General features: G+C 48.6%; 13 protein-coding genes. 7 read left to right on the top strand and 6 right to left on the bottom strand.

Annotated features, from left to right (window positions below):
- Together KDK19_RS12005 and KDK19_RS12000 are read left to right on the top strand one after the other, a co-directional pair.
- Positions 1–210 (top strand): C2H2-type zinc finger protein (locus tag KDK19_RS12005; RefSeq protein ID WP_257292046.1); only part of this gene is annotated, 210 nt, incomplete at its 5' end.
- Positions 211–435: 225 nt separating this feature from the next.
- Complete coding sequence (locus tag KDK19_RS12000; RefSeq protein WP_257281986.1) at positions 436–1,764, top strand: hypothetical protein; 1,329 nt, start codon at positions 436–438, stop codon at positions 1,762–1,764.
- Positions 1,765–1,815: 51 nt separating this feature from the next.
- Here KDK19_RS12000 and KDK19_RS11995 read toward each other — a convergent pair whose 3' ends face one another.
- The gene (locus tag KDK19_RS11995; RefSeq protein WP_257288743.1) at positions 1,816–2,214 is read right to left on the bottom strand and encodes a hypothetical protein; all 399 of its coding nucleotides are present in this window, start codon (positions 2,212–2,214) and stop codon (positions 1,816–1,818) included.
- Positions 2,215–2,414: 200 nt separating this feature from the next.
- Positions 2,415–2,768 (bottom strand): phage holin family protein, encoded by a 354-nt coding sequence (locus KDK19_RS11990; RefSeq protein WP_257255422.1) that lies wholly within the window; start codon positions 2,766–2,768, stop codon positions 2,415–2,417.
- Between the two features lie 317 nt (positions 2,769–3,085).
- Here KDK19_RS11990 and KDK19_RS11985 point away from each other — a divergent pair, with 317 nt between their 5' ends.
- The 3 genes from KDK19_RS11985 to KDK19_RS11975 are packed head-to-tail and all read left to right on the top strand — an operon-like array spanning position 3,086 to position 5,612.
- Positions 3,086–3,895 carry a transporter substrate-binding domain-containing protein gene (locus tag KDK19_RS11985; protein WP_257255423.1) on the top strand — a complete coding sequence of 270 codons (810 nt, stop codon included), beginning with the start codon at positions 3,086–3,088 and terminating at the stop codon, positions 3,893–3,895.
- A complete protein-coding gene (locus tag KDK19_RS11980; RefSeq protein ID WP_257288744.1) occupies positions 3,896–4,885 on the top strand; it encodes an amino acid ABC transporter permease in 990 nt (329 codons plus the stop codon). It begins immediately after the preceding gene.
- A 4-nt stretch (positions 4,886–4,889) separates the two neighbouring features.
- The gene (locus tag KDK19_RS11975; RefSeq protein WP_368736459.1) at positions 4,890–5,612 is read left to right on the top strand and encodes an amino acid ABC transporter ATP-binding protein; all 723 of its coding nucleotides are present in this window, start codon (positions 4,890–4,892) and stop codon (positions 5,610–5,612) included.
- Positions 5,613–5,677: 65 nt separating this feature from the next.
- Here the strand turns inward: KDK19_RS11975 and KDK19_RS11970 are convergent, their stop codons facing one another.
- Entirely contained in the window at positions 5,678–7,429 is a 1,752-nt protein-coding gene (locus KDK19_RS11970; protein ID WP_257292045.1) for a YncE family protein, read from the bottom strand.
- A gap of 74 nt (positions 7,430–7,503) precedes the next feature.
- The gene (locus KDK19_RS11965) at positions 7,504–8,736 is read right to left on the bottom strand and encodes a M14-type cytosolic carboxypeptidase (RefSeq protein ID WP_257292044.1); all 1,233 of its coding nucleotides are present in this window, start codon (positions 8,734–8,736) and stop codon (positions 7,504–7,506) included.
- A gap of 202 nt (positions 8,737–8,938) precedes the next feature.
- Here KDK19_RS11965 and KDK19_RS11960 point away from each other — a divergent pair, with 202 nt between their 5' ends.
- On the top strand, positions 8,939–9,190 hold the full coding sequence (locus KDK19_RS11960; protein WP_257275149.1) for a YkgJ family cysteine cluster protein: 252 nt from the start codon (positions 8,939–8,941) through the stop codon (positions 9,188–9,190).
- Positions 9,191–9,202: 12 nt separating this feature from the next.
- Here KDK19_RS11960 and KDK19_RS11955 read toward each other — a convergent pair whose 3' ends face one another.
- The gene (locus tag KDK19_RS11955; protein WP_257275148.1) at positions 9,203–9,679 is read right to left on the bottom strand and encodes a MaoC family dehydratase; all 477 of its coding nucleotides are present in this window, start codon (positions 9,677–9,679) and stop codon (positions 9,203–9,205) included.
- Between the two features lie 94 nt (positions 9,680–9,773).
- Positions 9,774–10,745, bottom strand: coding sequence for an alpha/beta hydrolase (locus KDK19_RS11950; protein ID WP_257292043.1), 972 nt, complete (start codon positions 10,743–10,745; stop codon positions 9,774–9,776).
- A gap of 135 nt (positions 10,746–10,880) precedes the next feature.
- Between KDK19_RS11950 and KDK19_RS11945 the strand changes: the two genes are divergently transcribed.
- Entirely contained in the window at positions 10,881–11,036 is a 156-nt protein-coding gene (locus tag KDK19_RS11945) for a hypothetical protein (RefSeq protein ID WP_257281979.1), read from the top strand.
- Positions 11,037–11,167: the final 131 nt, after the last annotated feature.

The raw sequence follows: 11,167 nt of genomic DNA, 5'->3' as shown, positions 1-11,167 counted from the left end.
AGAAAATATCACACCCCGGAGCAAACCTGCCCTGAGTGCCAGAAGACCCTGCCAAACGCTCAAGCCCTGTCGGTTCACAGAAGTCAATATCACACCCCGGAGCAAACCTGCCCTGAGTGCCAGAAGATCCTGCCCAACTTGAAAGCCCTGGCGGATCACAGAAGGCAACAACGAAAACGAAAGCTTTGTAATGTACAGTCAAGTGATTGATTTCTGCTTGTCACAGGCTCAGAAGGGCAAGGCAGTGCACACGTCTGTGCGTGATCTGAAGTACAAGATTCCTACAGATCCAGCACGGTGAGACTCATTTCATATCGGAGAGTACTGGTCATATTGAAAAGTACCTCATTGGCAGAGTGAAACTCAGCAACTATATTCACAGTCTCATTAAAATAATTAATCTGTCTTATGGTGTACAGAGCCTTAAGGATATTGATGTTCCTGCCACTGGCCACACTGGTTTGGTGGGGCCCTGCTCAGGCTGCAATGGACGAAAAGCCGGGTGTGTCTTTTTGTCATGAAACTCTGTTGCTGATTTTTCTGAATCCCTTGCTCAATGCCTATCTGCCTGCTGATTCCAGCCTGAAGCTAAAAGCGGTCCAGACCAGGGACTCAAGCTTTGTTGACAGGGCTTCTGAACCGGTTGAGGCTAATAGTCTGATCTCTCTTTACAGCATCCTGCCAGGAATTTTGCAGTGGGGTGTCGCTGTAAGCCGAATCGGTGAAATGAGCAGATCTACCGATAGCGGACTGGGTCATGAAGAAGACGATGACGGTATGGAAGAGGACGCTTCTCAGTCAGTTATGCCTGTTTCGACTGGGGGGGATGATCACAATGAGAATAATGGCGATGAGCGCAAGGATAAGTCTGAAGATAAAAAGAATCCTTGTCTGTGTTGGCATTGTCAGAAAAACGGGGTCTCCTGGCAATACTCCTGTTGTCGCAGAGGTCTCTGTGAAGACTGTTATCAGCGCTTTGGAGCCTCACCTGCCAAGTGTCCATGCTGTGGCAAGAAAAGAAGGCCCGGAATTCACTGTAATCTGTGTCCTGTTGATTATGAGGCGATGGAACTCGATCAGCAGGGTGTCAGGGAACATCTTACTGCGCAGCATCTGCAACAGCGATGCGTAGGCGTTGTCAATGAATTTTGCCATCATTGTAATCATACGGAAGTATTACAACTTCCTCTGCAACAACTCCTGAATACTCTGTCATCACACTGTTATGCTTTCTGTTTCGAATCCTGTTTTACTATTTTGACAGCAGAGACAGACAACACCGCTCATTTTGAGGCCTCACATCGGGAGCGGGCCGGATGTCCGTTATTTGAATGCCCATTTAATGAGTCTGACGACATCCGGCCTACTGCTTCGCATATGAATGAACATTTGCAATACAGATGTGGTTTTTGTTTTGAGACCATCAGTAACCAGCAAGCCCTGCAAACCCATCTGGCTACTCATATTGATTCATATCGATGCGGCTCCTGTCTGGGTGATGAGGGGGAGGGGTCCCTGCTTCGGTTGATTCTGATGGGAGGCCGTCTTCAACAGTTCGGGAATGCGAATTTTACGGTTGATCTGCCACTGGGGTCGCAACAAGAACTGATTAATCACTGGGCGTTTTTCCACTGTCAGATCAGCTGCCCGCTATGCTCTCACACTCTGCAAGGTTGTGATAATGTGAGCATGCAGGAGCATATCGATAGTGTCTGCTCAAGAGTCGATTGCCTCTCCGGCCCGGAACAGAAGCGGGAGCTCTAATCTTGACGACGAGTTTCAGGATGATCCAGACGGTTAATCAGACACTGTTGCCTACCTCACCATTCCAATAAACTGCAATACAGCTCCATTAGGATGGTGTATATATTGAAGCCCGGTAAATCCCTGTGTCTGAAAAGTATTCTTCATGCGGTTCACTATCGGGTAACGCACCTTGGTCAGCAACTTGCCGGAAAGTTTGTCGTAGAAAAGAATATCCAGTCTCTGCATACTCTGTTGAACGGATACTCTGAAAGCTGGAAATTCATTGAACTCCATAGGTTGATTTCGAGAAGAGGGGTTCAGCATCAGTGGCAGCGTGACCGCATATCCCCTGGTACCCGGATCTTCCTGAAAATAAAAGTTCAAAGCCGCTTCCTGTGCGTTGGTCTGGGTCAGTGGCAAAATGAGCAGGACGAAGAAGCTGGCCAGTCCCAGAGTGATCCTTTTCATCAGGGTTCCTTTCATCAGAGTCTCTGCAAATATGTCTCGACAGCAAGGTAGAAAACATAAGGTGCGCCGTTCTACATATATGGTCAGATGGGCATAAGTGCCTGTTCTGAATCTTTGAATCCACCATGTCGAATAATGATGTATTAGTCTGCAGGAAATAATCTTAATCAGAAACAGGCCCGGGACCTGCTCCTTCTGTTTTACAGCGCCATTACGCCCGGTATGAGAAAGAGCAATGCTGCATTGACGATAGAAAGAACAATGCTCATGATCAGCGCCCAGCCAAAGTTTTTAATGTTGAAACTGTCCATAAAGTAATCAACGATCATCAGCATCAGGGCATTCAGTACCAAAGAAAATAAACCCAGAGTCAGGATGGTGATGGGCAGCGTCAGGAAAAACAGAATCGGTTTGACAAAGGTATTGACCACTGTCAGCAGGATCGATACCAGCAGCGCACTGCCATAATTTTCAATGTCTACACCTTTGAGGATTCTGGCGGTGATGAAAACAGCCAGACCGTTGATGAGGAAGTACAGAATCAGACTCAGCATGGCAGACACTCTCCAGATGGCTTCAACGTTTTGTGCACTTTATACCATCCTGAAGTCAAAGGTAGAAAAACAAGTGGTCGTTGCTCCACACCTTAGCGAACTTCTCAGTTCAGTATTAAATAGCACTAAAGTACTGTTCAAATCGACTTGTATATGTAAAATACCCGAGTCTTGTAGGCAAATGAAATGACCTTCTGTTGAAGGCCGAATAAAACGATAAAAAGCGAGATACTGTTCTGCTTTGGCAGCCTATTTCACATTATAAAAACTGGTAGTGACTGAGTTCCGGGCAAACCGGAACCCTGGAGTGAAAAATAATGAAAAAAATAATGGTATTTCTGACGTTTATGCTGGCTTTTAGCACCAGCCTGTTTGCTGCTGATACAGAGCTTTGGCAAGAGTCTACCCTGAACGAAATCATTGAGCGCAAAACCCTGCGTGTTGGTATGGAAGCAGGCTACATGCCTTTTGAAATGACCAACAAACGTGGTGATATTGTTGGTTTTGATGTGGACATTGCCCGTCAGATGGCCAAAGCCATGGGCGTCGAGCTGGAACTGGTCAACACTGCATGGGATGGAATCATTCCTGCCCTGCTGACCGGCAAGTTTGACATCATTATGTCCGGCATGACCCTGACGCCACAACGTAACCTGCAGATCAACTTTGCCCAGCCTTACATTGTCGTAGGTCAAAGCATCCTGCTGCGTAAGGGCCTGGAAGGTGAAATCAAGAGCTACAAGGATCTGAATAACAAGAAGTACACCGTGGCTACCAAGCTGGGTACTACCGGTGAACAGGCAACCAAGCGTTACTTGAGTAAAGCCAGTATCCGTCTGTTTGAAACGGAAGCCGATGGTGCTCTGGAAGTCGCCAATGGCAAAGCAGATGCTTTCGTATACGACTTTCCATTCAATGCGATTTACTCCAGCCAGAATGAAGGCAAGCTGACTCATCTGGACACTGCCTTCACTCATGAGCCTCTGGCCTGGGGTATTCGTAAAGGAGATCCTGACTTCGAAAACTGGTTGAATAACTTTATGAGTCAAATCAAGGCCGATGGCACCTACGATAAGATTTATGCCAAGTGGTTCGAAAGCTCCGAATGGCAGAAGACTCTGAACTAAGTGCTGAGCAGTAAACCCGTAGCCGGCCGTCCGTTGCAAATGGAAAAACAGCCGAACCAGGTTCTGTGGAACCTGGTCTTCGGTGTGTTATTGCTGCTGATGGGCGTGGGTATCTACAAGTCAAGTCAGTCGATTGATTATATCTGGCGCTGGGAGCGCATTCCTCAATACGTCTTCTACAAGGCAGAAAATCCACTCAGAGCAGAATTCGACGGTACGGTTGCAACTAACGACAGTGGGCAACTGGTCCTGGTGAATGACTTTAATGACTCAGAGCAGACTGTTATTAAAGGATTTTCCGACGTTCAGGTTTATGACGGTGATCTGGTCTTTGAAGGCGATCTGCTGGCCGTCAGTTATGAATGGAAAGCCGGGCCCATAGCCAATGGTCTGGTGATGACCATCAAGCTGTCGCTGGTCTCCATTGTCTTTGCCATTCTCCTGGGGGTGATTTCAGGACTGGCGAGAATTTCTCCCAATCCGGCGTTGAGAAATCTCTCGATACTCTACGTCGAGGTCATTCGTGGCACCCCGCTGCTGGTGCAAATTTTCATTGTTTATTTCTTTATTGGCACGGTTCTTCATCTGGATCGTTTCACAGCGGGCGTTGCGGCGCTGTCGATTTTCACTGGTGCCTACATTGCAGAGATTATTCGAGCCGGTATTGAGTCGATCAATAAAGGTCAGATGGAAGCCGGACGCAGTCTTGGAATGAGCCGGGGTGATACCTTGCGATATATCATCCTGCCCCAGGCTTTCAAACGGGTTCTGCCACCGTTGGCCGGTCAGTTTATCAACTTGATCAAGGACTCTTCACTGGTTTCGGTTATTTCTCTGACTGATCTGACCAAAGCCGGTCGGGAAACGGTCAGCAGTACCTTCAGTCCCTTTGAAGTCTGGTTCACGGTTGCGGCACTTTACCTGGTGCTGACCGGTATCCTGTCGTATGTCGTCAGAAGGATGGAGGTGAAGTATGCCGCAAGAAGCTGACGCTATTATCACCGTGACAGATATTCACAAGGTCTACCCAAATGGTGTTCACGCCCTGAAGAATGTCAGTCAGACCATCAGGGAAGGGGAAGTGGTGGTCGTGGTTGGGCCCAGTGGTTCAGGCAAATCAACTTTTCTGCGTACCCTGAATCAGCTGGAAACTATCAATGCCGGTGAAATCGTTGTGGACGGAATCTCCCTGACCACTCCCGGAGATGTCAATAAACTGAGGGAAGAAGTGGGGATGGTCTTCCAGTCCTTCAACCTGTTTCCTCACCTGAGTGTACTGGACAATATCTGTCTGGCGCCCATGAAAGTTCGTGGTATCTCCAGAAACGATGCAGAAGACCGGGCAGTAGAGCTGCTGGCCAAAGTCGGCCTGTCTGACAAAGCCGGGAGTTTTCCACCTCAGTTATCGGGCGGTCAGCAGCAACGTGTAGCCATAGCTCGGGCATTAGCTATGCAGCCGAAGATCATGTTGTTTGATGAGCCGACTTCTGCACTGGACCCGGAAATGGTCGGTGAGGTTCTGGAAGTTATGAAACAACTGGCTCGTTCAGGTATGACCATGGTTGTGGTGACTCATGAAATGGGCTTTGCCCGCGAAGTAGCCGACCGGGTTCTGTTCATGGAGTCTGGTGAACTGTTAGAAGACAGTGTTCCTGATAGCTTCTTTGATAATCCAGACAGTGAACGCCTGCAGTCCTTTCTGAGTCAGGTGATTTAAGTCATAACCAGGTTTTGGAAGACATGGCTTTTTGGGTCAAAACCATGTCTTTCCTTGAAGCATGACTACCTGTGCGGGTAATGAAGAGCCAGTACTGATAAAGCACCCAGTGGCAGCCAGGCGGAAGCAACGATCCGACTTGATTCAGAGGACATGCATCTGCAGGTGCTCTTGCCATCAACCCAGCTTACCAGCGCATCTCTCCATGTGCCCCCCTGTTCATGGCAAACGGGAAGCTTGCTGTTTTGATGTGAATTACCCCCCGGGCACACATAGTAGTAGTATCTGGCGCAACCTTGCCAATTTTCATGGTTGCCAGAGCTATCCAGATGCGCTTGCCAAACAGTCTTGCCATTTTCATCGGTGTCAGGGGCGCATTCCTGACCCCAGGGTGATTCAGATTCACAGTCATCGCGGCTCTGGCACAGGGGTTCAACAACATTCAGTGTGTGCCACACAGCATCAACAAACCAGATGCGTTGGGTCTTCTGATCGACTTCGAGACCTGCAATCTGGCTTGCGGGTGTTTGAATACTGCCAATGTAGGTATGGTTTCCTGAAGTGTCCAGGCGAATAGCATGGATCTTTCCAGTATCAGAATCGCTGACAAACAGCTTACTATCAGAAATGACCAAACCGCTGGGACTTTTTAGTTCAAGTCCGGCGACACTGAGCTCAGTAAAGCGGGCGCCTGATATTTTGGAGTAAGCGGCGTATTTTTCACGCCATTCATCTCTGTGCTTTACATCACCTGCTACCGTCCCGCTATCAGTATCAAGAACGTTGATCACGCCTCCTGCAGGATTGGCTACGAACAGGTATCTGTCGAATCTGGCCATGTGTCCGGGAACAAGATTTCGTCCCGTCTTTTTATACATGGTTGTATTTTCATACCGATAGAGATAGGCATAGCTATGCTCATGCCCACCATATCCATGGGTGCGGGTAATATTGGTGTACACAATACTTCCATATTTAGAGTCAGGGCCGGCGTCCCATGACCAAAAACCGGCTTCCCGGCCTTCCCAGGTGATGCCCATTGAGAAGGGCTCTTGATGAACCATGTCGATGTGGGAACCATAAGGCTTTTCTTTAAGATTATCTGGAAAAAAATTATTGTTTTGAATAGCGAATGTTTTAAGGTTGTTTGCCCAAAGAGAAGGTCCCATAAAGTCCGAGCAGGTTCGCTGGGTGAAATACTCTCCCATAAAGGCAGATGCCGTATAATCATTACAGCTCCCACCTGTGGTAGCAAATGTTCCGGTCTTGCTTAAATTATGAACTTTCTGCCCTTTAAATTCGGGGACATCACCCAAGGTGGGTGAGCCACCAAAGGCGATATCTGTGGGTCGGTGCATGAAATGACAGGAAGCCAGGTCGCGACGATGTTCAGGCTCGTATGAAGCCTTGACACCCGGACAGTAAAAGATGCTTATGCTGTCATCGGCACTGTTCAAGACAAAGAGCTGACCTCTTGCATTGGGGTTTTCTGCCACAGCGACAGGCTTGTTCAGGCTCCCGATTCTGGAACTTCCCCATTGGCGAATAGAAGGACTGAACCGGCCATTTTTCAGTTTAGGTCCGAACTCCGGTATACAATCGTTTGCAACATCTGAAGCGTTACAACGTTTATCGACAGGACAGCGACCATATCCGGCAGATGCCCCGTCGGGTTTAACAATGAGAGAACAATCAGCAAACTCAGATCTGGCCGGTGTCGCATTGATCAATAGTGACAGGGTCGCGAAGGTTAGAAAAAACAACAACCGTTGTGAAACTAAACCTGATTTTACGAGTTGAGGATCTATATAATTCATGAAGCACACTCCTGTTAAGAGGTTTGATCGCTAAGTTGCTAAATCACAGTAGCTTGCTTCGGAATAGTTGCCAGTCACTCTTCAGAATCTTCTTTAATCGGGCTATCTTGCAGGAAATGTTTTTTGTAAGACACGGCCTTCCGAGTGAAGACCATATCCTTTATTGATGCGTCCTGGCGCAAGTGGTCAATGACTGCGAACATGGCATTAAGATTGGCGGCTCCCAGTGCCTGACTTCTTTCAGGGCTCCAGCCCTGGTACTCATCCGGTGAGTCCACTGTGTCCTTGAAAGGCATTTCCAGAGTCATTGATAAACAATCGAAGCGTTCAGCCAGGGCTGCGGTGCAAACCGTCATGTTGGCCTTGCCGGGTTCATCTTTTGGATAACCGAATTCTGTCTGGAAATCCGGGCTGGCCTGAACCAGGGCCTGCAGATAGTTTTCGGTTAAAGCATTGAGTCGATCGGTCCAGGAAGGAATGCCTTCAGCCGCTGCAATAAAATTGTAGGGCAGGGCTTCGTCACCGTGGACATCCAGAGCCAGGTCGACACCAGTCTCATCCATTTTGTTCCTTACCAGCAGCACTTCAGGGCTTCTTTCCGGGGTGGGGGCAGCCCACTCCCGGTTCAAATTGGCACCACAGGCATTACTGCGCAGGTAACCACGACGGCTGCCGTCTGGGTTCATGTTGGGTACGACGTAGAAAACGGCTTTTTTCAACAGTTCACGAGCAACCGGGCAGGCAGGGTCCAGCAGTCGCTGAAGGAAGCCTTCCATCCACCATTCCGCCATGGTTTCACCGGGGTGTTGTCGGGCAATGACCCAGCATGAGCGCTTGCCTTTGCCAGCACCAATTTTTAACAGGTCCATAGGTTGCCCGTCCAGGGTGTCTCCCAGGGTTTCCGTCTGGACAATAGCCGATTGCTGAGCCCAGGCAATCAAGTCATGGTGGCGTTCCATGGAGTAGGGGGCAAAATAAGCGTAATAGACCGTATTACATTCGGGAGTGTGCTGAATGGTCAGTTTTTCACCGTCGTAAGCGGTATCGACACGGAACCAGTGCTCTCGGTCATAGGAGGCAACCGCCCGGTAATCGATCCAGCCTTTTGCGTAGGATGATTCCGGGGCATTGTTCAGATGCATAGTCAGGGATTGACCTTCAGCGCCTCCAACCCGGTAGTAAAACCACTGATAAAACCCGGAATTAACGTCTTTGTTGATTTCCAGCTGAATATGCTCCGGATTGTCCTTGTTGATAACCTTGATGTTACCGCCATCAAACTGGCTGGAGATATGGAGTGATGTCATGAACTCTTTTTACTTCTTTCAATGATTCGCCGCTACGCTAACCTATCAGGTCTGAAAAATATACCTTTCGGGATGTGTGTTTGTACCTTGCGAGATATCCTTGTTTCTATCGGGCCATCGAAGCATTAGAATGCCGCCGCCTGTCAGTTTCATTCATTAACAGGGGGTTTTTGATTGTTTTTCGGATTACGAGGGTAGGTAAGTGGAATGTCGTCTCGGATGCGGTGCCTGTTGTATAGCACCTTCAATTTCTTCTGCTATACCGGGTATGCCTGAAGGCAAGCCCGCCGGGGTTCGTTGTGTTCAGCTTGATGACAATAATCTTTGCAAAATCTTTGGTCAGTCTGACCGTCCTGAAGTTTGTTCTGGTTTCAAGGCAGACAGAGCTGTGTGCGGTCAGAAAAACTCTGTTGCCCTTAGTAATTTGGTAGCGCTGGAAACGCTGACCCGCTGAAGGTGGTCAGGCTCAGTTAATCAGCTCTACATCGGGTAACGGGTATTCATCCACCACCACTTTTTCAATGGCGGGCATGACTTCTGCTTTGCCCTTAACCACAGTTTTACCGTTCTGGTTGACCACCTTCGTGGAGAGGGTTGCCCGCTTGCGACGTTCATTAAGGTCTACCACTTCCAGTTCAACGGTTACTGTGTCACCAATTTTGACAGGACGCATGAACCTGACTTCCTGTGACAGGTAAATTCCGCCGGGTCCGGGCAGTCTGGTGGCGAGGGCGCAGGAGATCAGGGAGGAGGTCCACATTCCGTGAGCAATCCGTCCCTCAAACTGGGTGGTGGCGGCAAAATCCTTGTCCAGATGTACCGGGTTGGTATCACCGGACACTTTGGCGAACAGCAGAAGATCCTGTTCGGTCAGTGTTCGGGTCAGAGTTTCTTTATCCCCGATTTTTAGCTCATCAAACGGGGTGTTTTCCAGTTTACGCATTATCATTGGCCCTTAGAGGCAAAATAACAAAAAAGGGCGGCAGTAAATACTGCCGACTGACAAATCCATTAATGCCCTGAGAGACTTTTTGTGATCAGGGCTCTGTAACCATTGGAATGGTGTCATTCACTGAAGAGCATTCATTGCTCCTGATTGTTTGATCAATCCATTGTAACAGGCGTTGTGTCACTTGCTGAGAATTCGTTTCATGCAACATTTCGTGACGGCCTTCAGGATAAAGGCTCAGTGTGACATTTTTTAAACCGGCTTTCCGTAATGCTTTGGTAAGTTTCTGTTGTCCTTCCGGAGCGCTGACCGGATCTTTTTCACCGCCCATGACCAGAACAGGCAGCTCCAATTCAATCTGTTTAAGGTGGTGGCAGGCTCTGATGTGGAGCAACCCCCTGAAGAGATCGTGCCACAGTTGATTGCTGCAGTGGAAACCACAGAGTTCATCGGCGATGTAGTCATCCACCGCATCCGGGTCTCTGCTGAGCCAGTCGAACTCGGTTCGATTTGGCTTGAATTGGCGGTTGTAGCTGGAGAAGGTCAATTGCCTGATCAGTGGGCTTATGCCTTTCTTGCCTTGTCGGCGGCATTCAACTTTGGCTATTAGCAGGCCAGCTTCCAGTAACAGTCTGGGAGCATAATTTGAGCCGGAGAGAATAGCGCCTGCCAGCCCGGGAGTATGTTGGATCAGATAGCTCTGAAGAATGTAGCTCCCCATACTGTGACCCATAAGGATCAGCGGGACGCCGGGCAATTTTTTCTGGATAAACTCAACAACGGTTGCCAGATCATCCACCACTTTATGCCAGCCACGCTGCCTGGCGAAATAGCCTTCACCATTTTGCTCAATACAGGCACCGTGGCCTCTGTGATCATGAGCGAAGACAATGTAGCCTGCCTGATTCAGTTCTGTGGCAAAAGAACGGTAACGCTGTCCATATTCCGCCATGCCATGGCTGATGTGAACAATGCCTTTGCGGTTGACGCATTCCGGAAGGTGATTCCAACAATAGAGAGGAATGTTATGGTCGTCGCTTTTCAGTGTGTAAATTTTCATGCCGTGGAGCTGCTCTGGTTATTGTTGAAATTCTGCTCTTTAGCCTTGGGTATTGGGTAAGTCCCTTTATCTGGTAGGCGGAGTAGGGCGGTTCAAGACTTGTCTCGTATAGTCACTAAACATCTTATGGCAAAAATGAAACAATTAGTAAATGATTTAAGGTTTTTTTCAACCGGCTCTCTATCGGGGAAACTGAAAAGCAAGCATCTGACCGGCTTCAAAGTGTCTGAACAGATTGAATTTCGGGAGGCATTGCCGACCACTGATCCCGGTAAGATTTTTTGTCGTTAATTACGTGATGCAGAGTTGAGAAAACGAGAGCTTTAAATACCTGGCCCGCCGGTCAGTCACCTGATTCATATCCCGGACTAGCAGCCTGTCGGACTTAAGGCTGTCCTACTGCGGTTGCAATAAATTGGTCT

It is taken from the genome of Endozoicomonas sp. ONNA1, from assembly GCF_024606325.1.
Lineage (GTDB): Bacteria > Pseudomonadota > Gammaproteobacteria > Pseudomonadales > Endozoicomonadaceae > Endozoicomonas_A.
This window is presented reverse-complemented; position numbering and strand designations above follow the sequence as displayed.